The following is a 20685-nucleotide window of genomic DNA, read 5'->3' on the forward strand; positions in this document are numbered from 1 at the left end:
ACACGCCGATTTGCAAAGTCCAAAAATAGAATTGCACCGTATATTTGAGAGAATCATATTTGAATTATGGAAAATCAATATTGCAAAGTAGGACAAGTGACTCCGATTGAGGCTAACAGAAACGCCATCAGCCTTTTGGAGTACCAGTATCAGAACTTTTTGGAGAAAGCTAGCAATTTGGAATATACCGATGCCAAGCTTGTTGAATTTTTTGAGCAAAAAGCCCAAAAAATCAAAAAGGTTTTGGAAAATATGATGAACTAGTTAGCGAGCGCTTTCTAGTAAGACCGCCATTTGAGACTGCAGTTTAGCGGCCTCGTTTTTTGCGGCCATGGCAAAATCTGCCTGATCGGAAGCGTATATAATTCCTCTAGAGGAATTGACCAATAGACCAACATTTTCACTCATACCGTAGCGGCACACTTCTTCAAGGCTACCCCCTTGAGCCCCTACCCCAGGTACCAAAAGAAAATTATTGGGAATTATATTTCTTATTTTGGCCAAATACTCAGCTTTGGTCGCTCCTACTACATACATGAGATTCTCAGAATTTTTATAGCTCTTTGAGATTCTAATGACTTTTTTATATAATTCCTCACCATCCGATACTGTAGTTTGAAAATCAAAGGCCCCTTTGTTCGAAGTTAATGCCAACAAAATAGTATGCTTGTTTTCGAACTCTAGAAATGGCTCCACCGAGTCTTTGCCCATATAAGGTGCGATGGTTATCGAATCGAAATTCATACCCTCGAAAAATGCCTTGGCATATCGGGTAGAGGTATTACCTATATCTCCTCTTTTAGCATCAGCTATCGTGAACTGCTCAGGATATTCCGCATTTAAGTATTCAATGGTCTTCTCCAACGATTTCCACCCAGAGAGCCCATAAGCCTCGTAGAAAGCAATATTCGGTTTATAGGCCACACACAAATGATGTGTCGCGTCAATGATGGCTTTATTAAATTCAAAAATGGGATCTTCCAATTGCTTAAGATGCGCCGGTATCTTATCTAAATCGGTATCAAGACCAATACATAAAAACGATCTCTTTTTATGAATTTGGTCTACAAGTTGCTGGGTAGTCACTTAAGATATCTGATTGTTTGATTAATAAATTAGACTCTTGTTGAAAATGTTACTCCGGTTAGAATGTCTCGGAAGCCTCTCTTAATTTCTCGGTATTCTCAACTAAGCTAAGCTCGTCTATAATCTTTTGAATATCACCATCAATAATGTTCTGCAAATCATAAAGGGTAAGACCAATTCGGTGATCGGTAACCCTACCTTGCGGATAGTTATAGGTTCTTATTTTTGCTGAACGGTCACCACTACTCACTTGAGAGTTTCTCTTGGCTGCATCTTCTTCCTGTTTCTTTGCCAACTCTAAGTCGTATAGTCTTGAACGCAAAACCCTAAAGGCCTTCTCTTTGTTCTTATGTTGTGATTTTTGATCTTGGCATTGCGCCACCAATCCCGTAGGTATGTGCGTCAGACGAACAGCTGAATAGGTGGTGTTTACCGATTGCCCTCCCGGACCTGAGGAACAGAAGTAATCGATCCGCACATCTTTAGGGTCTATTTGAACATCGAAATCTTCCGCTTCGGGAAGAACCATTACCGTCGCCGCACTGGTATGAACCCTACCCTGGGTCTCTGTTTGAGGTACCCTTTGCACACGGTGAACTCCAGCCTCGAACTTCAATGTACCATATACATCTTGTCCGTTCACTTCAAACTGTATTTCTTTATAACCACCACTGGTACCTTCGCTCAAATCGATCACATTGGTTTTCCAACCTTTGGTTTCGCAGTATTTGGTATACATTCGAAATAAATCACCTGCAAATATACTGGCCTCGTCTCCACCTGTTCCCGCACGGATTTCAACTACAACATCCTTGGCATCTTCAGGATCTTTCGGAATCAGCATGAACTTTATCTCTTCTTCCAATTGGGGCAAGCGCTCCTTTCCTTCATCTAATTGCATTTTGGCCATTTCGACCATCTCGGCATCGCTGCCATCAGCAATTATTTCTTCAGCCTCATTGATGTTTTCGGTTACCTCTAAATATTCGTTACGCTTAGCGACCAAATCTTTCAAATCTGCATACTCTTTGGTCAATTCAACATAACGCTTTTGGTCAGAGATAACATCAGGCTGAATGATTAGGTCAGAAACTTCATCAAACCGTTGTTTTACTATATTAAGCTTATCGATCATATACTTTCCTCAATTGAACTGCGAATTTACGACAAATTTGCACATCAAAAATTCAGAAAATTAGACATATACTCAATAGAACTCTTCGAGCAAAAATTATCGGTAAGACTATAAAATGGTTAAGAGTAATTGATTGACCAGGTTTTGTTCTACTCCCCTTGATCAAGAAGAATACCGCTACTCTTATGAACTTGATTCAGGCTATCGATCAAGACGACCTCGATACCTCCAAGCTGATTGATTAAATCTAAGCCCTTATCCTTACCCAAAAGGTAAACAGCTGTGGCTAAAGCATCACATGTTTCGGCACTCTTTGCAAAAATAGAAACACTGTTCACCCCAGTGGAAGGGTAGCCGGTTCTTGGGTCAATTATGTGACTGTACTTAATTCCGTTCAATATAAAATGCTTCTCGTAATTACCTGATGTGGCAACCGAAGATTCAACAATAGGCAACCAAGAGAAAATACGTTCTTCACTCAAAGGGTTGGCAATACCCACCAACCATTTTTGTCCATTTGCCTTCGTGCCCCAAGTAGTCAGGTCTCCAGCAGCGTTTATAATGCCCCCAACGACCTGTTTAGAAATCAACAACTCTTTAGCCTTATCGGCCGCATAACCCTTACCTATGGCACCGAACGATATTTTCATGCCCTTTTTCGAAAGAAAAACGGTCTGATCCACCTCATTTAGCACAATATTTCTATACCCGACATTTGCAATTGAATTCTTTACCTCGATTTCTGAAGGCATTTCTTTTATAGACCCATCAAATTTCCAGATGTTATCTAACGAAGCATATGAAATATCAAAGGCCCCATCACTTAATTCCGATATTTGAATAGACCTCTCTATCAACGAAAAGAGCTCATCACTAACTTTCACGGGCTTTAAACCTGCGTTCAAGTTGATTAATGAAGTTTCGGATTCAACATCCCAAGAAGATATTAATTTTTCAATACGCTTTATTTCTGCGGATGCTTCATCGATATTTATACTGCCAATCTCTTCGCTGGAGGCGACTACGGTAATATCGAATCTACTACCCATAAGTTCCATTGCTTTGTGCACGGTAACCAATTGAGCATCTTGAGCCATCAAGCTTTGACAAAAAACAGCAACGAGCGATATGTAGCAAAACAACCTCATTCGAAATATTTCTTTAGCAACCCTACGTACTCATTTGCAGAAACATTCTCATACCCCATCTTCCCGAGAACATGACCTTCTGAATCAAGAGCCACCACCAAAGGGAAATAGCCTTTCGAATTGTATTTCTCGGCCAAAGCATCATTTTCTTTCTGCTTTTGGGCCGACAATTTATTGGCTTTTTTTCTTGGAAAATCAGCTTTATACAACAATAAATTCTCTTGCGAGTAAGCAACGAACTCATCAGATTGCCAAATTGATTTCTCTAATTTGATACAAGGGGCACACCAGTCAGAACCGGCAAAAATGAGAATTACTGGCTTAGATTCTACCTTTGCCCTCTGTAGTGTTTGAGCAAAATTCGACTGCCAATCCTGTGCAAATAGTTGCACACCAAAAAACACGGAAAATAGAAAAAGAATGATTCTCATGACCTAACCACAGTCAAAACCGTGCCATTTATTCAAATATACGAAGAATGTTACCGTTCTGCTCAACATTAAAGATCTTGAGCGGTCTCGGTTGGGCACTATCGACCTGATTGATAGGGGTACCATTTTGTTCGAACCTCGAACCGTGTACGTCGCAATAGAAAATACCACCATCATGAGAAGTAAATCGCACCTCATCATAGCCTTGATGACTACAGACCTGGCTGCCGGCCACAAACTCTCCTTCGAGATTTCTGGCGACCACTACGGAATTTCTAAGCACATACCCGCCCTCGTTGGCCAATGCCGCATTTTCTGAAGCTTCTAAATCTATGGTGAAATCGACTCCGGTAGGCACTTCAAGGTTTCCACCTTCATTATCACTCACCTCATCACTTGAACAACCATGTAAACAAGGGAAGACCACTGCAAAGGCAGCTGCAGAGCCTATACTTTTTAAAAACTGTTTTCTTTCCATAGCAATAAGAATACATTACAATAGAAAAACGCAGTATTTAGGGGAATCGTATGATCAATAAACGAATACCCCATGCTCACTTTCAATTGTAAGCTTCTTTGAATCGCTAGCCTCTACACGACCTACAACCTGGGCCTCTACTCCAAAACTTTTTGAAGTTGCGATGATGGTGTCTGCAATTTCGGGTTTTACATACACCTCTAATCGATGGCCGCAGTTAAAGACTTGATACATTTCTTTCCAATCGGTCTTTGACTCTTCCTGAATCATTCTGAATAGAGGAGGGATTGGAAACAAATTATCTTTGATTATGTGCAGATCATCTTCTATAAAATGAAGAATTTTAGTTTGGGCACCTCCGCTGCAATGCACCATACCGTGAATTTCATCAGAAGTAAACTGTTGCAATATCTGCTTAACGATAGGAGCATAAGTTCGTGTAGGCGAAAGAACCAACTTACCGGCATCAAGAGGAACCCCCTCTATAGTATCGGTCAATTTCATTCCTCCCGAATAAACCAAATCATTAGGTACGGCAGCATCATAACTTTCAGGATACTTCTCAGCCAAGTATTTGGCGAACACATCATGCCTCGCAGAAGTTAGTCCGTTACTGCCCATACCTCCGTTGTATTCACTTTCGTAATTCGCAAGCCCAAAAGACGCCAGACCAACTATTACATCACCTTCTGCTATGTTCGCATTATCAATTACCTTGTCTCTTCTCATTCGAGCTGTGACCGTAGAATCGACGATGATTGTACGAACCAAATCACCAACATCGGCTGTTTCCCCTCCAGTGGAACGAATGGTAATACCGTGCTCGCCCAAATCGGAAATCAGTTCTTCAGTTCCATTAATAATAGAGGAAATAACCTCTCCGGGAATCAGATTCTTGTTCCTGCCAATAGTCGAAGAGAGCATAATATCATCAGTCGCCCCCACACAAATAAGGTCGTCGATGTTCATAACCAATGCGTCTTGGGCAATCCCCTTCCATACCGAAATATCACCCGTTTCTTTCCAATACATGTACGCCAAAGAAGATTTAGTACCTGCGCCATCGGCATGCATTACCAAGCAATATTCAGGATCATTTGTTAGATAATCGGGTACAATCTTGCAAAATGCCTTAGGGAAAAGGCCTTTATCGATATTCTTAATGGCATTGTGCACATCTTCTTTTGAAGCCGAAACTCCTCTTTGGCTGTATCTCTCACTGGTTGAAGAACTCATTCTGATCGGTATTTGGCGCAAAAATACGTTATTCACATTATAAAGACCTACCTAGATATAAAACTTTGACGTTGAGGTTTTCTTTCAATAAACGCTATGCTGGGATTGTTACCTAATAAAAAGAAGCTCTCTATATTTGGTCAAGGGCCATAAGCGATCATCGACCAATTGTTCAAGTAGATCACAGTGCTCACGAATACTTTCGAAGTAACTCAAAACGTTATCACAATAAGCGGAAGCTTTTTTAGAAGTGTCTGCCATTTTATCGGCCTTGACCACAGCCGCCGCCATGGCATCGGTCTTTTTTTTCAATTCGGCTATATTTTCTCCGATTTGTTCAATAATGCTAGATGGTGCATCCGAAAGTCCGGTATGGGCCGCCCCATAAATCTCTTTAAGACCTAACACATTCTTTATCAACCTACTTTGATATTCAACTGCCGTTGGAACCACTTGATTGTACACCAACTCTTTAAGCACCCTAGCTTCTATTTGAACGTGCATAATGTAAGCCTCAAGCTCTACTTCTTGACGTGCCTTTACCTCTGTTTCGCTCAATACACCGGTTGTTTGAAACAGGGAAAGACTATCTTCTGAGGTAAGAACCTTTAAAGCTTGCGGGGTATTCTTGTTATTACTTAGCTTTCTTCTTTTAGCCTCTTTTTCCCAATTATCACTGTAGCCGTCACCATCAAAGCGAATTCTTTTTGATGTTTTTATGTATTCCCTTAAAACATTGAATACGGCCTCGTCTTTTTTTAGGTTCTTCTTGTCAATTAGGGCGTCTACCTCTTTTTTAAAATCGCGTAATTGTTTGGCCACGATTGTATTCAAAATGGTCATGGGCTTGGCACAATTAGTTTTTGCCCCTACCCCTCGCATTTCAAATTTATTGCCTGTAAATGCAAATGGCGAAGTACGGTTTCTATCGGTATTATCAAGTAAAATTTCAGGTATCTTACCGACCACATTTAGTTTAAGTTCCGTTTTTTCTTCCGGGGATAATTTACCTTTCGTTACACCTTCAAGCTCGTCAAGAACGTTGCCCAACTGTTTCCCAATAAAAATCGAAATGATTGCCGGAGGCGCTTCATTGGCCCCCAACCTATGGTCATTGCTGGCCGATGCAATGGAAGAGCGTAAAAGTTCCTCATAATTATCGACCGCTTTGATGGTATTCACGAAAAATGTCAAAAACTGAAGGTTTTTCATAGGGGTTGAACCCGGACTCAGCAAATTTACACCCGTATCAGTCGTCAGCGACCAATTGTTATGCTTTCCGGAGCCGTTGATTCCGGCAAACGGTTTTTCATGAAAAAGTACCTTAAAATTATGTTTGGCCGCTATTTTATCCATCACGTCCATGAGAAGTAGATTATGGTCGACAGCTAGATTTGCTTCCTCAAAAACGGGAGCCAACTCAAATTGGTTCGGTGCCACTTCATTATGACGTGTTTTTACGGGAATCCCCAATAAAAGACACTCCTTTTCAAGCTCCTTCATAAAGGCTATTGCCCTATTTGGTATGACTCCGAAATAATGATCATCCAGTTGTTGCCCTTTGGCAGCTGAATTACCGATTAAAGTTCTACCGGTCATGCTAATGTCGGTGCGAGAATTGGCCAAAGCCCTATCAATCAGAAAATACTCTTGTTCCCAACCTAGGGTAGCGTTCACCTTTACTACATTTTTATCAAAATATTTGGCCACCCCAGTTGCAGCCTCATCTATGGCATGCAAGGCCCTTAACAAAGGGGTTTTATTATCCAGGGCCTCACCCGTATACGACACAAAAATGGTAGGTATACAAAGGGTCGTTCCGTATACAAAAGCGGGGCTTGTAGGGTCCCACGCCGTATAACCTCGCGCTTCAAATGTATTTCTGATTCCACCACTGGGAAAGCTAGAGGCATCTGGCTCTTGCTGCACCAATTGGGCACCGCCGAATTTCTCGAGGGCGCGGCCATCTGAAAGCAAATCAAAAAACGCATCATGCTTTTCTGCCGTGGCACCCGTGAGGGGTTGAAACCAATGGGTATAGTGTGTAGCCCCCATAGAAATAGCCCACGCTTTCATAGCTTCGGCTACTTGATCCGCCACCTTTCGGTTGATTTTTGAACCTGAAAAAATCGCATTTCGAACACTGTCAAGAGCATCTATGGTCAGGTACTGAAGCATTCGCTCATCATTAAAGACATTTTCTGCGTAAAGCTCTGAACGTCTACCGTTTTCGTCTACATTTAGAGGGCTTCTTCGTTGGCTTTCAGCTATAGCGGCGAATCGTTGTTTTGACATGTATGGCAGTTTAATTTTGGGCTAAAATAGGAATTAAGGATTTAATAATAAAAAGGGCATATAATCCATATTATTTAAAATACCCCTTGCAAAAAAGGGGTATCATAAATTTTATTCAATTTTTGGATATTTACCCCCCTTAAAAATAGGATATCTCCACAAAAAATATATTTTTGTTAGTCTGAAAATTAAAAAATTTAACTTCCTTAGATTATGAGCAAAACAAAATTGGAGTATATCTGGCTAGATGGATACTTCCCCACGCAGAACATGAGAAGCAAAACCAAAGTAGTAAATGATTTTGGTGGAACCTTGGAAGACTGCCCAATGTGGTCTTTTGACGGAAGTTCAACCAAACAGGCAGAAGGTGGTTCTTCAGATTGTTTATTAAAACCAGTTGCGATTTTCCCAGACCCTGTAAGAAAAGATGGTTTCTTAGTAATGACAGAGGTATTGAACGCTGATGGAACCCCACACCCTTCAAACGGTAGAGCTACTATAGATGATGATGACAATGATTTCTGGTTCGGTTTCGAGCAAGAATACTTTATCATGGATACCGTTACCGACCTTCCATTAGGTTTCCCAAGAGGTGGCTACCCTGCGCCACAAGGTATGTACTATTGCTCTGTTGGAGGAAAAAATACTCATGGTCGTCATATTGTTGAAGAACATGCAGATATGTGTATCGCTGCGGGTATCAACTTCGAAGGAATCAACCAAGAGGTTGCTTGCGGTCAGTGGGAATTCCAATTATTTGCAAAAGGAGCCAAAAAAGCTGGAGATGAACTTTGGGTTGCACGTTATATGTTAGATAGATTGACCGAGCAATACGGTTACTACATTGAGTATCACCCAAAACCATTAGGCAAAGATATGGACTGGAACGGTTCTGGTATGCACGCAAACTTCTCAAACAGTACTTTAAGAACTGCCGGTTCCAAAGATACTTATGAGAAAATATGTGAAGCATTTAGACCAGTCGTTAAAGAGCACATCGAAGTATATGGCGAGTTCAACGATCAGCGTTTGACCGGTCTTCATGAAACCGCTTCTATTAACGATTTCTCTTACGGTATTTCTGACCGTGGAGCTTCTATCCGTATTCCTATCGCTACCGTAGAAAGCGGTTGGAAAGGTTGGCTAGAAGACAGAAGACCTGCTTCTAATGGTGATCCTTATAAGATTGCCGGAAGAATTGTTAAGACTGTAAAGTCTGCCAAGGTTTAAGATTTAATTGTTGACATAATAAGTGAAAGGCCTCGATTCTAAATCGGGGCTTTTTCAATTGTGCTTATTGCTAATTGCTCCCCTTTTTAAAATTGTAAAAACGCATTTCCTCATTTATCCAAAGGTCTAATCCATAAAATAGATAAGTCTATCAATAGCTCTATGAGAAAGAAGCTAATTCTCTTTTTATAGATAAATCAAAAATTTATAACGATTGTCCAGGTAAAGGGATATTCTATAAGACGGTAAGAAAGAGCTTATCCTATAGTAAAATAAACGAAGGCTGCATACACTGCGACGAGAATCAGACCATCTCTCCACCCCAAACGCAATCCTTTAGGAAAAAATACCAAGGGAAGAACAAGAAAGGAAATACCTAGCATCCAAAAAATATCATTCTGCAACAAACCCTGATCCATAACTTTTACTGGCGTTATCATCGAAGTAATGCCTAAAACTGCCAGAACATTAAAAATATTCGACCCTATTAGGTTGCCCACGGAAATAGCTTTTTCCTTCTTAATTACTGCAATAATGGAGGCAGCCAGTTCAGGAATACTTGTACCCACCGATACGACGGTAACACCTATAATTCGTTCGCTAACACCGTAAATCGACGCCAGACCAACTGCGCCATTAATCAATAATTCTGAACCCGCCCAAAGCGCAACACCTCCAATACCCAATAAAAAGACTGTTTTATATAAGGGCAACGGAATATCATCTTCAGGCAATTCGTCAACCACAGCCGGCTTCTGAAAACGAAGCAGGTAGACCAAAAATAGAAAGAGAATAACCACCATTATAAGGCCTTCATACCGCTGTAGAACACCATCAAAATATATGAACACGAAAAACAATATAGAAGCCAGCATCATTACCGGCCAATCGGTCTTAAAAAAACTACGGTTGACATCAATACTGCCCAAAATAACCGTAACCCCCAGAACAAGCCCCAGGTTGGCTATATTCGATCCTACCACATTACCCAAAGCCAAATCAGGAAAACCGTCTAGGGCCGATTTGATACTCACAATCAATTCGGGTGCAGAAGTGGCGAAAGACACAACAGTCATACCTACCACAATTTTAGGAATACTCAAACGCAAAGAAAGAGCGACCGCCGATTTCAAAAGCCAATTTCCACCAGCAATCAATAGACCTAAACCGAGAATAATAAATAGAATGTTTTGCATAAAAGGGTAAGTAAGAACTCAAAAACAGCAAAGATAACCCAAGAATTAAATTTGCTAGACAAATGCCTAAATTTCAAAAACCACCTAATAGGCTATGAATGGATTTTAACAAATCGCCCTTTTTTTCAATGGATGGCCCCTAGGTTTTTGAAAAGTCTTTGAAAAACCCCCTTCATTTATTTTAATTAGAAACTTTAAACACCTTTTTAAATAAAAATTTATTTTTAAAACGAAGAGACTTGATTAAAAATCGAAATATAAATCATTATTTAAGTTACATTTTCGTATTCACTTTTAAAAAATCGTAGGTTTTGATTAGGAGGATAGCACTGTGTTTATATATCTTGAAAAGACAATCGATTGACGAGTAGTATTTACTCAACCTTCATACAGAAGGCTAACCCGAAAAACCTAAAAACAAAAATGATCGCTATTGCCAAAATGCTTGTCTTACTGATAACAATAATTATTAGCATTATTTAATCTGACACTCATATAGGCCTATATATAAAAGACCGCCAGAGAGCGGTCTTTCAATTTTATTCGATTAAGTAGTTATATTTGGTAAACTAGCGACCTGATGAAAAAACAGTTTTTTAAAGTCTTGGCAAAAATGAACAAAGTTTTGCTACCCTCTTACAGCAAGCAACAACTTGACCTGTCAAAGGCCAGCAAGCTACAATTGGCTATAATTGGCTGGAAATATTTTGTAACCACTAGAGCTTTGGATTAAGTAGAGAATTATTTAATCTAATATTGAACCAACGAGGTTAGGTGGTACTTATTCAATTTTCCGGACCCGTTCAAAAATTGAAGCTCGACCAAAAAATTACATTGTATAATTTCGCCGCCCAATCTTTCTATGAGTTCACAAGTTGCTTTGGCTGTGCCACCGGTTGCTAACACATCGTCATGAACCAGAACTTTCTCTCCTTTTTTAATAGCATCTTCGTGTATTTCAAGCGAATCAGTACCATATTCTAAATCATAATTTTGACTCATCTTTTTGGCGGGCAATTTGCCTGGTTTACGCACTGGAACAAAACCAGCGTTTAGATGACTCGCTAGTAAAGGGGCAAAGAAAAAACCCCTACTCTCCATACCCACTACTTTATCGACCTTTACATCACCGATCAAGTCAAGTAATGCTTCAGTTGACTTTTGCAGGGCATTTGCATCTTTCAAAAGAGGTGTAATGTCTTTGAACATGACGCCAGCTTTTGGAAAATTCTCTATATCTCTTATGTACGACTTAAAATCCATATTTTTAGCTTCCCGTTTTGCAATAAAAGTAAAAAGAAATATATTTGCACCCCATTAAAAAGGCCTCGTGGCGCAACTGAATAGCGCATCTGATTACGGCTCAGAAGGTTGCAGGTTTGAATCCTGCCGAGGTCACTAGGAGGAAACTCCAAATAAAAGCCAAACCTTGCAAAATCTATGAATTGCAAGGTTTCGTGGTTTTTGGACCATCTTTTTCTTTGATTTGATTAGGTTTCATTTGAAAACAAATCGGTCAACAAAATTTTTATCGGTCAACACTGTTGACCGGAAGGGCCAAAACGAAAAGCCATAGTTGATTTGACTTTCATCTTATTGTTTAACCTTAAAGATGACAACTATGAAAACATCACACACTTTTTCTATCCTATTTTGGATTAATTCTTCAAGAGCAAAGAACGGGAATGCAGAGCTGTTCGTAAGAGTAACCGTAAATGGTAAACGCACCAATATCGGATTAAAACGAAAGGTACCTATTGCACACTGGGATTCCAAAAGCAAGAAGGTCTCCGGACTTGGGGAGGTTCCAAAACAAATCAATCATCATATTGAACAGGTAAGAGCAAGGATTTACTATGTCTATCAGGAATTGAGGTATAGAGATGAGCTTATTACGGCCCAACTTATCAAAGCGAAATACAATGGTGAAGATAACAATTCAAAAACCTTACAGGAAATTCTAAAATATCACGCTCGAAAAATAGAAAATACCTTGGCATCGGGAACCATCAGAAATTTTGGAATTACCGAAAAATATGTTAACCGTTTTCTTACCAAAAAACTCAGAACCTCCGATATATATTTAAAACAGTTGAACTATAAATTCATTGCTGATTTCGAGACATTTCTAATTGGCTTTTATCCGACCGGTCATCCAAAGGCGATGAGCCATAATACGGTTATGAAACACCTACAAAGGTTACGTAAGATTATAACCCTTGCCTATCACCTGGAATGGATTGAGAAAGACCCTTTCATTCGGTGGAAACCGAATTTCGAGAAAAAACAACGTGAATTTTTAAGCGATAATGAGCTGTCCAACTTGGAAAATTATTTTTTTCCTTTGGAGCGACTTGAGAGGGTTAGAGACCTATTTGTTTTTAGTTGTTATACAGGTATCAGCTACGCCGATATGGTCAAATTAACTTCGGATAATATAATTTTGGGTATCGATGAAAGCAGATGGATCGTAACGACAAGACAAAAAACTAAAACTCCTGTAAAAGTCCCATTATTGGACAAGGCAGAATCAATTTTGGAAAAATATGCAGAACACCCGGTCACAATGGTATCGGGAACACTGCTTCCTGTTCTCACCAACGAAAAAATCAATCTTTATTTAAAGGAAATAGCCCATGCAGTGGGTATTAAAAAAAACCTGACCTTTCATATGGCAAGACATACCTTTGCAACTACCGTAACTTTATCAAATGGGGTACCCATAGAAACGGTATCCAAACTTTTGGGACATACCAAAATAGCCACCACACAGATATATGCCAGAGTTCTGGACAATAAAATTAGTAAGGATATGAAAATTCTTCGGGCGAAATTGGGTTCTGGTCCTAAACAAAAAAATTAGAATAGTTTTTATTTAATCGGGGTTGGTTGCTCATTCGTTAAGTTATAAAAATTGAAAATCAATTATTCATAACTTAATTCAAACCATTTAACCGAAGCCTGGAACTGTGTTCAAATTGGCACCTTCAGAAGTATTACTTATGGGAGGTTTACCATACTCTTTTAATCATTCCCTTAAGACTTCAAATAAGTTCACGTTCAAGTACAGATTCTCCACACCTACTTTTTGGGATTTTAGAATACCTATTTTCTCCAATTCCTGTAAATATTCAGCTGCGGTCTGTCTTTTTGCGATTCCTTTGTCCACAATGAACTTTACTTTGCAGTACGGTTGTTCAAACAACAATTCTATAAGTTCTTTGGAATAGACCCGTGCAGGTAATTTTTCCTTTGCAAAAGCTATGGTTTCCTGCATTAAGGCATTTATGGTGTTTATTTTGTCCAAGGTATAAACACCTGTTACTTCAATCCCTTTCAACATGAACAATATCCATTCCTCCCAATCATGATTTTCAGTGACCCTTCGAAGGCTTTTATAATACTTATTCTTATTGTCGATGATATATTTGCTCAAATACAGGATAGGCGCATCCAACAGTCCCTTTTCGACCAAAAACAAAATGTTCAGAACACGGCCAGTCCTGCCATTACCGTCCGGAAAAGGGTGTATGGCCTCAAACTGGTAGTGCATGACGGCCAATTTTACCAAACCATCCAATCCATCATCTGCGTGTATGAAATCCTCTAAATTTTTAAGTAAATCCCTGATTGTTTTTTCCCCCTCCGGAGGTGTATAGATTGTTTTACCATTGTTCGTAATCCTGGTTCCTGTTGTTTTTCGTATCCCTGCATCGTTTTCTTTTATAGTCTGTACAATGGAAATAAAAGTATTGGTCGCCAAGGGGCGCTTGTCCAGATTGTTATACCCTTCCCATAATGCCTGTCTATATCTCAAAACTTCCTTGGTTTGGGCATCGGTAATATTTGTGTTGGCGGTAAAAGCCTGATATAAACTGTCCTGGGTTGTTACGATGTTTTCAATCTCCGAACTATCCTTGGCCTCTTGTAAGGTAATCGCATTGACCAGCATTGACTGATTTGGAATTTCATTGGCCCTACCCTTTAGTTCTGCCAATACTCTTGTTGCAGAAATGGCTTGCTTCAGGACCGTTTTGGTTTCAAGCTCTTTTTGGGGTGGCAAAAGGGGTAATTCGTTATATGCTTCTTTGGGATTGTACATGGTTTCGACATATGGATAAAACTATGTCGATGATTTCGACATAACACAAATATATGTCGATATTTTATATTTTTATCGACATATATGTTTTGTTGAAGGTGCTCCTATCCCGTTGCGGTATTTAGAATTACATATCAAAATGGAATTCCGTTTTTAATAACAAACTATATACAAAAAAAGCGAACGAAGCAAAGCGAAGTGCTGCAAGCCCAAATCTTACCGAAACTAATTTACTGGGCGAGGCGGAATTATTTTTTATCGAGTAGTTTTTCTAGATAAGCAACCTTATCCTTTTCCGCTTGGACAAGACGCTCATATAGTTCGATTATTTTCTCAATTGGATTGATAGTACAGAGATAATTGTTGTTATTGGAACTGTTATCCTTAAAAGTATTGTTGATTATATTAAATACAGCTTCCTCCGAGAAATTCTCAATACCTTCTTTCGTTACTCCTAGAATAGACGCAATCTCCTCCAGCTTCACATCCTCTACCTTTTCACTGTTCTCAATATTAGATATAGCTTGTTGGCTGATGCCCAACTGTTCGGCCAAGGTTTCCTGTTTCATTCCCCGTAGCTCACGGATCCTGCTGATCTTCCTTCCGATATGGTTGTTCCTGGTCTTTGTCTCCATATACCAAATATAGGGTGTTTCCCACAATAATCCGATTGTAATTTACAAATCGCTTCCGATAAAATACAACCCCACTTGGTGGGGTACATAGGAACATGGACTTAATATGGGATTTAAATCTATAACCCCTTAATTGACAATGCCATGCAATACTATAAGAACATTCCGGAAAACTACACAGAAAAGGAGGAACTCTCCAAGCTCATAGATAGCATACTGAACGTGATCACCATCGATGCCATCTTTCTCTCCCAGGAACAAAGGGAAGGTTATTTATCGTACCATATCCTCACCTTCATTGCCGATATAGATAACAATCCCATTCCCCATGAAGTCCTATCCTGGTTATCTAGACTGGGCAAGAGCCATCCAAAACTTCGGATACGCATCTATACAGAGGAACAATCGGAGATAGCCCTTTCCCGTGGCTCCCTCTATTTTTTGGAGCATTGCTGCCTTGGCCATACCGTTCATGTGCGTTCCGAGGGCGGCAATCTGTTGGACTATCCAGAGATGAACCTGGGGAATATCCTTAAAAGAGCGATCCGCTACCAGGCTTCCGAAATGGAGAAGGTGGGAACCTTCGCCCATACGGCGGATATACTTATCAGGGAGGGAAATCATGCCATCGCCACCTTCAACATGCACCAGGCCTTTGAACTGGGGTTCCGTTTCTTGGAGCGTATCTGCATGGGGAAGGCCAGGGTGACCCATAGCATCATCAGCCACATCAACTACTGCCAAAGGTACTTCCCTACCCTACGCCCCTTCCCCAAGACCACGGATATGGAGAACAACGAACTTTTGTTGTTATTGGAGCATTCCTATAGCGTGGCCCGATACGGGAACGAGTTCGAGTTAGACAGGGCCCAAACAATTTCCATCCAAAAGGAACTGAGAATTTTCATCGGGAGTCTGGAGGCCATATTCAACAGGCACTATGAAAATTGCAGAATGCGTATCGAGGGTGGTGAAACCCGATTGCCTCAAAAAAACCGAGATGATAAATGTTCACACGGAAATGTAATCGAGCCATCGATTGGGCAACGCTTAAGGGAAATAGAAATTGACCATCTCCGGTTCATGGAAAAGGTCCAAGAACTAAAGGAACTGCAAACTAATGGTCAGTAGGATTGACTTGAGCACCAATAAAAAAGAAATTGATTGAGAGTTATCGATGGGTGTTCAAAAATAAATGGCACTACCCCCTAATAGCTTAAAAGACGGGTTTTCCATTAAAAATTCCCCACGAAACAAGGCCTCAAAGCATTTTTCCATTAAAAACACCTTTGTAGCTCTATTCTGAACAACCCTGAAACCCATTGATGCAAGGGGTTTACGATGAGATGGCTTATCAGTAGCACGCGCCAGCGTGCTACCCTCTTGCTCTTCCCTTAGATTCGTAATTGTCATTTGCATAGAGTTTTATCGTTAGATAATTGCTCATTAAATGAACTATTGTCTTCCTTCCGGGAAAAGCCTCCATAATTGTTAATAGCAACCAACCTGTAGAGGGGAATTAGACGCTAACAAAGTTTTTAGACTTTAGCTTTTAAAATCCAAATTTAGAGCAAAGGGCCTAAATTTTCCGAACAACCCTTATCCCAATTCTGATCGGGAACGGTCGCTCTTCCCTTTCTTGGAATTAGAGTTCAATGAAAACGTGATTTACGAAAATGATATTCCTAAATACTATTTAAGCTTTTCAGATGACTTAAAAACCGCTTACGGAATTGGAAATTGGATTATGATAGATTTAGAAAAAAATGGACAAAAATTAAGAGATGTAATTGTCACGTTAGGCAAATCTCTTGACAAAGAATGGGATATTTTCTCAAGCAATGTGGGAAAACAAATCGATGGAAGTTGGAAGTCAGAAAAAATTGAACTTACCTTGTTGACTGATAAAGAAATTGAAAAAATAAAAACGCACTACAACAACGTATAACCGCAATTACGGCGGATTCGACTACGTCTGAATCCAGCGCGAATTGCTAAAACCTGTACTTAATTCTAACGCTACCAACTAAATACCGTAACTTCGGTTATACAAACCGTTGTGAGAAATATGAAAAAACTATTTGTAATACCATTTCTAATTCTCATAGTTGCTTGTAAAAGCAATTACAAGACTATTGATTTCGAGGTTTTTGAAATAACAGTGCCTGAAAAATGGAATAGATATGAGAGAAAGGGAATAGACAGTTACATTGGAGGAATAATAACGGACAAAAAGGATACTCTTAAATTTGACCTTGGAAAATACTCGCTTGACTTAATTGAAAACGATTATCCGATGGTTTATGATTCACTTGGATTATCTGAGTTAACCAAAAAGGAATTAAAACTTCTACCCAAAACGAATCACTTAATTGTTGACAGCCTTCATGGTGGAATTGACTTCCAAAAATATCTACAATATGAATATGTACTGGATTCAATAGATTGCTTCAAAGCTAAGGTCATTACACCAAGAAATGAAGGATTCGGGGCTTCTGGAATATATATCGATAGTTTAACTGGCACCAGAGAAAATTCTAATAAAATTGGAATTAGCTTTTATGGATGGTATTTGAAAGATAGAACTCAAGCTGAATTTATTGAAGCGCTAAAAACATTGCGTTTCAAAAAATACTGCTCACAACAAAACCTATAAACAATACGGGCTTCTGGATATTCGCAGGGTCTGCGTATTTTTATGATGCCCGCAAAATCTTTGGGATTTCGCTTTGACAAAAAAAAGAAAAAACAAAACCAAAAGATTTTGCTATGTGCGCGGTGGAAAGTAGTCGCCTGTTTGCTTCCGTACTGTTCATAGCTAAAGCGTTGTGATTAATGTAAAAAACTATATAAACCGTCGTTGGGAAAAAAGGAAAAACTTGCAGAAGGAATACTAAAGACTTTGCGTAATGCTCAAGAATTATGTGATGAATCGGAATTGTTATGTGAAAATAAAATGTATGCTCGCTCATATTCTTTATCTCATTTGGCGCGCGAAGAGTTAGCTAAATGCTTTATTCTATATAGACCATTGGTAAATTTTATTATTGGAGAGAAAGTAGATTGGAAAAAGATAAGAAGGCGCTTTCGAAGTCATAAAGCAAAAATAATCGGAGATAGAGCAACTACGCATCATTTATTTGGCGAGGAGCTAGCGGAAAAAGGAGTTGATAATAGAACGCTTTTTTCAGGAATTGAAAAAACTAACGAATTCAAAAATTCAAGTATTTATGTTGATTGGCAAAATGATGATTTCATAATGCCTTCTGAATGCATTAATAAAAATAAAGCTGAAAGGAATCTGCAAATAGCTATATTCAGAATAAAATTGTTCACTCCAATATTTGTTGAAATAACAAAGCTTAGTCCAGAAGTAGAGGAAAAAATGAAAATCACTTTTGCTAATAACGATATTGATAAAATAATTGAGGAAAAATACAAGGACATATTTACAGACGGAGAAAACACTAATCACAACAAAACCTAAAAGTAATGCGGACTTTAGGGCTAAATCGAAAGGTCTGTGTTTATTTATAATGCCGCTAAATCTTATGGATTTAGCTTTGGACAAGAAAAAATAAATCTAAACAATAAGCTTTAGCTTCGTGCGCAGACGGAAACGAAAAGTTTCTTTGCCTCCGCACTACGCTTAGCCGAACCGTTGTGTATAATTTTGAAAATAAGATGTGGAAACGGAATTGGTTCTGGACGTTAATATCTCTCCTGATTTTTTTGATTTGCTATTTTCTAACGGTTGGATTTGAAAATAGTGGACTGATGGACAAAACTCGAATTTTCATACTCGGGAATTCTATAAATGCTCCAAACTTCTACATCTTTTTCACCTACCTGCCTCTGATATTTTTTATAGTATTTCTTATCAAAATCATTTTGGACAGATTAGAAAACCGAAATTCTAATAAAATCTTGGTATTCTTTAATTCGTTTTTTATTGTTCAGGTGACTTATTTAACACTCAAAATTAATTGGATTAACGAAACGAATTCTCTGGACGAGAATACAATTAAACTTTGGCAGAACATTTTGCATATTTCTTTGCCTATACAGGTTTTTCTAATTGGTGTTTTGGTCATTGTTTGCTGGAAAGGAGAAAAACGAAGTATGACTTAAAAAACTATACACAACACGGGCTATAATTCATTGTGGGCGGATTTCCTAAACGGAAATCCTTAACTTCAAGCCAAGGTTTGATTTCGGGCGAACAGTTTCCTGCCGGAAATGTCCACAACGAAATCCTAGCCTAACCGTTGTATGCAATTTGAGCCATGAAAAATCTACTAAATATTATATTATTGATTTCACTTTATGGGTGCGAATCAAAAGTTAATGGGATTTTTTACATCTCTAATACTAGTAAGGACCAAACTGAAATCCCTCTCCGGCTAATAATAGATAATGATACGATATTTGACCAAGATGCCGAATACACAAACATCGCACCTGATTTACAATACATCGAACATAAAAAGCTGATTAAAGGTCAGCACAAAGTTATTTTTGAAGTTAATAATTCGGACTTAAAACGAATAGAAAAAGTGGAGTTTGATAAAGATAAATGGATTTTCTTATCGTATGGTTATGAAAAACCCGCTGACTCTTTAGGCAGAGTGGAATTGGACAAAATATTTGGTGGAATCAAAGATTCAACAAACTTGTTTTTATACGATGGACAAAAGCCAGATCTGACATTTCATGTAATGGAAAATGAACCAATACATCAATAAAAAATTGCATACAACAAAACCTAAACGTAATGCGGAGTTAAGGGCTTAACCGAAAGGTCTGGGTATATTTATGATGTCGCTAAATCTTACGGATTTAGCTTTGGAACAAAAAAATAAAGCAAAACAATAAGCTTCAGCTTCGTGCTCAGACGGAAACGAAATGTCTTCTTTCCTCCGCACTACGCTTAGCCGAACCGTTAGCCTACATTATGAAAAAAGTTTTGAAACAAATTATTTTAATTTTCTCTGCTTTTCTGTTATTCTCGGTTTTTGTTTTCTTCTCGATTAAAACGCGAATGGAAAATGGAAAAAAGGCACGGTTGGAGTTTCAAAACCTTCTCGAGGAAACAAATTATTTTTTCGAAGGAAGAGTAATATCGATTAATGAGATTGGAAAGGGCGCTGCTTTTCTATGTTTGGAAAAACTGGATTTTAACATTCAGGGAGAAAAAGAACTTGTTTTTAGAAATCAAGTGGTTGCCAAACTAAATTCAACTGGGTATATATCAACAATAGGACAAATAAGTTTCACGGACTCACAATCAAAACCGTTCAAAGTGCGGAGTGGTGACGTAGTGAAGTTCAATATTGATAAAAGTGGGTCTTATGAAATTTTAAGAAATAACAAGGTCATTTATGAAACTCCAGCAATTATAAACAATCCGGACATTCAAGATGAATTCTTGGACTTTACGAAAAAGCACTGTGGAAATTAAATAAATAACGTAGGCTAACACCGGCTATAATTCATTGCTGCATTTTCGCTAAATTTAAACCAACCAACCCTTAACAGGGAACGATTTCTCCCGGTCATTTTCCGTTGGAAAAGTCCGCAACGAAATCATAGGTACTGTGTCTAAAAACAAGTTTTTTCCTTAAAATTTTAGGAAACGAGTTGATTTATCAAATTGTTATCCTGTGCAGCAATGGCTTCATGCTTTTGCTGCTTTTTTGTTTCATAGGCCGCA

At 38.8% G+C, this 20685-nt stretch carries 22 protein-coding genes and 1 tRNA gene; 11 read left to right on the plus strand and 12 right to left on the minus strand.

Translation table 11 applies throughout. From position 1 onward, the window contains the following. The first annotated feature begins 66 nt into the window (after nt 1–66). Nucleotides 67–264 (plus strand): hypothetical protein, encoded by a 198-nt coding sequence (locus IL356_RS17235; RefSeq protein ID WP_121849813.1) that lies wholly within the window; start codon nt 67–69, stop codon nt 262–264. On the opposite strand, the gene pyrF is transcribed toward IL356_RS17235, so the two are convergent. From pyrF to IL356_RS17270, 7 genes are all read right to left on the minus strand, one after another. Continuing rightward, nucleotides 265–1086 (minus strand): orotidine-5'-phosphate decarboxylase, encoded by an 822-nt coding sequence (gene pyrF / locus IL356_RS17240; protein ID WP_121849814.1) that lies wholly within the window; start codon nt 1084–1086, stop codon nt 265–267. Between the two features lie 58 nt (nt 1087–1144). Continuing rightward, complete coding sequence (prfA, locus tag IL356_RS17245; protein WP_121849815.1) at nt 1145–2221, minus strand: peptide chain release factor 1; 1077 nt, start codon at nt 2219–2221, stop codon at nt 1145–1147. Between the two features lie 149 nt (nt 2222–2370). Then, nucleotides 2371–3369 carry an FAD:protein FMN transferase gene (locus tag IL356_RS17250; RefSeq protein ID WP_121849816.1) on the minus strand — a complete coding sequence of 333 codons (999 nt, stop codon included), beginning with the start codon at nt 3367–3369 and terminating at the stop codon, nt 2371–2373. Further along, nucleotides 3366–3800: a thioredoxin family protein gene (locus IL356_RS17255; protein ID WP_121849817.1), complete on the minus strand. Its 435-nt coding sequence runs from the start codon at nt 3798–3800 to the stop codon at nt 3366–3368. The genes IL356_RS17250 and IL356_RS17255 overlap by 4 nt, the downstream gene beginning before the upstream one ends. 28 nt (nt 3801–3828) lie before the next feature. Beyond that, nucleotides 3829–4278 carry a QcrA and Rieske domain-containing protein gene (locus IL356_RS17260; RefSeq protein WP_121849818.1) on the minus strand — a complete coding sequence of 150 codons (450 nt, stop codon included), beginning with the start codon at nt 4276–4278 and terminating at the stop codon, nt 3829–3831. A gap of 54 nt (nt 4279–4332) precedes the next feature. After that, nucleotides 4333–5514: an AIR synthase related protein gene (locus tag IL356_RS17265; RefSeq protein WP_121849819.1), complete on the minus strand. Its 1182-nt coding sequence runs from the start codon at nt 5512–5514 to the stop codon at nt 4333–4335. 108 nt (nt 5515–5622) lie between these two features. Continuing rightward, nucleotides 5623–7809 (minus strand): glutamine synthetase III family protein, encoded by a 2187-nt coding sequence (locus IL356_RS17270; RefSeq protein WP_121849820.1) that lies wholly within the window; start codon nt 7807–7809, stop codon nt 5623–5625. Between the two features lie 213 nt (nt 7810–8022). Here IL356_RS17270 and IL356_RS17275 point away from each other — a divergent pair, with 213 nt between their 5' ends. Then, nucleotides 8023–9039: a glutamine synthetase beta-grasp domain-containing protein gene (locus IL356_RS17275; protein ID WP_121849821.1), complete on the plus strand. Its 1017-nt coding sequence runs from the start codon at nt 8023–8025 to the stop codon at nt 9037–9039. A gap of 257 nt (nt 9040–9296) precedes the next feature. Here the strand turns inward: IL356_RS17275 and IL356_RS17280 are convergent, their stop codons facing one another. Continuing rightward, a complete protein-coding gene (locus IL356_RS17280; RefSeq protein WP_121849822.1) occupies nt 9297–10235 on the minus strand; it encodes a calcium/sodium antiporter in 939 nt (312 codons plus the stop codon). Between the two features lie 580 nt (nt 10236–10815). Between IL356_RS17280 and IL356_RS17285 the strand changes: the two genes are divergently transcribed. Continuing rightward, nucleotides 10816–10968, plus strand: coding sequence for an SsrA-binding protein (locus IL356_RS17285; RefSeq protein WP_121849823.1), 153 nt, complete (start codon nt 10816–10818; stop codon nt 10966–10968). A gap of 17 nt (nt 10969–10985) precedes the next feature. Here the strand turns inward: IL356_RS17285 and IL356_RS17290 are convergent, their stop codons facing one another. Further along, on the minus strand, nt 10986–11498 hold the full coding sequence (locus tag IL356_RS17290) for an adenine phosphoribosyltransferase (protein ID WP_121849824.1): 513 nt from the start codon (nt 11496–11498) through the stop codon (nt 10986–10988). Nucleotides 11499–11559: 61 nt separating this feature from the next. Between IL356_RS17290 and IL356_RS17295 the strand changes: the two genes are divergently transcribed. Both IL356_RS17295 and IL356_RS17300 read left to right on the plus strand, forming a co-directional pair. Next, nucleotides 11560–11633, plus strand: a tRNA-Arg gene (locus IL356_RS17295). Between the two features lie 223 nt (nt 11634–11856). After that, nucleotides 11857–13098 carry a site-specific integrase gene (locus IL356_RS17300; RefSeq protein WP_121850769.1) on the plus strand — a complete coding sequence of 414 codons (1242 nt, stop codon included), beginning with the start codon at nt 11857–11859 and terminating at the stop codon, nt 13096–13098. Between the two features lie 165 nt (nt 13099–13263). Here IL356_RS17300 and IL356_RS17305 read toward each other — a convergent pair whose 3' ends face one another. Beyond that, on the minus strand, nt 13264–14337 hold the full coding sequence (locus tag IL356_RS17305; protein WP_121849825.1) for a Fic family protein: 1074 nt from the start codon (nt 14335–14337) through the stop codon (nt 13264–13266). 248 nt (nt 14338–14585) lie between these two features. Further along, nucleotides 14586–14972 (minus strand): helix-turn-helix domain-containing protein, encoded by a 387-nt coding sequence (locus tag IL356_RS17310; protein ID WP_121849826.1) that lies wholly within the window; start codon nt 14970–14972, stop codon nt 14586–14588. 474 nt (nt 14973–15446) lie between these two features. Between IL356_RS17310 and IL356_RS17315 the strand changes: the two genes are divergently transcribed. Next, nucleotides 15447–16103: a HEPN domain-containing protein gene (locus tag IL356_RS17315; protein ID WP_162987931.1), complete on the plus strand. Its 657-nt coding sequence runs from the start codon at nt 15447–15449 to the stop codon at nt 16101–16103. A gap of 54 nt (nt 16104–16157) precedes the next feature. Here IL356_RS17315 and IL356_RS17320 read toward each other — a convergent pair whose 3' ends face one another. After that, nucleotides 16158–16385 (minus strand): hypothetical protein, encoded by a 228-nt coding sequence (locus IL356_RS17320; RefSeq protein WP_162987932.1) that lies wholly within the window; start codon nt 16383–16385, stop codon nt 16158–16160. A 250-nt stretch (nt 16386–16635) separates the two neighbouring features. On the opposite strand from IL356_RS17320, the gene IL356_RS17325 reads away from it, so the two are divergent. From IL356_RS17325 to IL356_RS17345, 5 genes are all read left to right on the plus strand, one after another. After that, the gene (locus tag IL356_RS17325; RefSeq protein ID WP_162987933.1) at nt 16636–16920 is read left to right on the plus strand and encodes a hypothetical protein; all 285 of its coding nucleotides are present in this window, start codon (nt 16636–16638) and stop codon (nt 16918–16920) included. Between the two features lie 120 nt (nt 16921–17040). After that, nucleotides 17041–17628 carry a hypothetical protein gene (locus tag IL356_RS17330; protein ID WP_121849830.1) on the plus strand — a complete coding sequence of 196 codons (588 nt, stop codon included), beginning with the start codon at nt 17041–17043 and terminating at the stop codon, nt 17626–17628. A 204-nt stretch (nt 17629–17832) separates the two neighbouring features. Then, nucleotides 17833–18459 (plus strand): AbiV family abortive infection protein, encoded by a 627-nt coding sequence (locus IL356_RS17335; RefSeq protein WP_121849831.1) that lies wholly within the window; start codon nt 17833–17835, stop codon nt 18457–18459. Between the two features lie 799 nt (nt 18460–19258). Beyond that, nucleotides 19259–19717, plus strand: a complete 459-nt coding sequence (locus tag IL356_RS17340) for a hypothetical protein (RefSeq protein WP_121849833.1) — start codon at nt 19259–19261, stop codon at nt 19715–19717. A 296-nt stretch (nt 19718–20013) separates the two neighbouring features. Then, a complete protein-coding gene (locus IL356_RS17345) occupies nt 20014–20433 on the plus strand; it encodes a hypothetical protein (RefSeq protein ID WP_192466571.1) in 420 nt (139 codons plus the stop codon). The last annotated feature ends 252 nt before the right edge of the window (nt 20434–20685 follow it).

The organism is Euzebyella marina (assembly GCF_014855515.1).
Taxonomy (GTDB): domain Bacteria; phylum Bacteroidota; class Bacteroidia; order Flavobacteriales; family Flavobacteriaceae; genus Euzebyella; species Euzebyella marina.

What these genes read in the sequence shown, in the direction of transcription:
- IL356_RS17235 (WP_121849813.1), top strand. Translation starts at nt 67, where the DNA reads ATGGAAAATCAATATTGCAAAGTAGGACAAGTGACTCCGATTGAGGCT.
- prfA (WP_121849815.1), bottom strand. Translation starts at nt 2,221, where the DNA reads ATGATCGATAAGCTTAATATAGTAAAACAACGGTTTGATGAAGTTTCT.
- IL356_RS17250 (WP_121849816.1), bottom strand. Translation starts at nt 3,369, where the DNA reads ATGAGGTTGTTTTGCTACATATCGCTCGTTGCTGTTTTTTGTCAAAGC.
- IL356_RS17255 (WP_121849817.1), bottom strand. Translation starts at nt 3,800, where the DNA reads ATGAGAATCATTCTTTTTCTATTTTCCGTGTTTTTTGGTGTGCAACTA.
- IL356_RS17260 (WP_121849818.1), bottom strand. Translation starts at nt 4,278, where the DNA reads ATGGAAAGAAAACAGTTTTTAAAAAGTATAGGCTCTGCAGCTGCCTTT.
- IL356_RS17265 (WP_121849819.1), bottom strand. Translation starts at nt 5,514, where the DNA reads ATGAGTTCTTCAACCAGTGAGAGATACAGCCAAAGAGGAGTTTCGGCT.
- IL356_RS17270 (WP_121849820.1), bottom strand. Translation starts at nt 7,809, where the DNA reads ATGTCAAAACAACGATTCGCCGCTATAGCTGAAAGCCAACGAAGAAGC.
- IL356_RS17275 (WP_121849821.1), top strand. Translation starts at nt 8,023, where the DNA reads ATGAGCAAAACAAAATTGGAGTATATCTGGCTAGATGGATACTTCCCC.
- IL356_RS17280 (WP_121849822.1), bottom strand. Translation starts at nt 10,235, where the DNA reads ATGCAAAACATTCTATTTATTATTCTCGGTTTAGGTCTATTGATTGCT.
- IL356_RS17285 (WP_121849823.1), top strand. Translation starts at nt 10,816, where the DNA reads ATGAAAAAACAGTTTTTTAAAGTCTTGGCAAAAATGAACAAAGTTTTG.
- IL356_RS17290 (WP_121849824.1), bottom strand. Translation starts at nt 11,498, where the DNA reads ATGGATTTTAAGTCGTACATAAGAGATATAGAGAATTTTCCAAAAGCT.
- IL356_RS17300 (WP_121850769.1), top strand. Translation starts at nt 11,857, where the DNA reads ATGAAAACATCACACACTTTTTCTATCCTATTTTGGATTAATTCTTCA.
- IL356_RS17305 (WP_121849825.1), bottom strand. Translation starts at nt 14,337, where the DNA reads ATGTACAATCCCAAAGAAGCATATAACGAATTACCCCTTTTGCCACCC.
- IL356_RS17310 (WP_121849826.1), bottom strand. Translation starts at nt 14,972, where the DNA reads ATGGAGACAAAGACCAGGAACAACCATATCGGAAGGAAGATCAGCAGG.
- IL356_RS17320 (WP_162987932.1), bottom strand. Translation starts at nt 16,385, where the DNA reads ATGACAATTACGAATCTAAGGGAAGAGCAAGAGGGTAGCACGCTGGCG.
- IL356_RS17330 (WP_121849830.1), top strand. Translation starts at nt 17,041, where the DNA reads ATGAAAAAACTATTTGTAATACCATTTCTAATTCTCATAGTTGCTTGT.
- IL356_RS17340 (WP_121849833.1), top strand. Translation starts at nt 19,259, where the DNA reads ATGAAAAATCTACTAAATATTATATTATTGATTTCACTTTATGGGTGC.
- IL356_RS17345 (WP_192466571.1), top strand. Translation starts at nt 20,014, where the DNA reads ATGGAAAATGGAAAAAAGGCACGGTTGGAGTTTCAAAACCTTCTCGAG.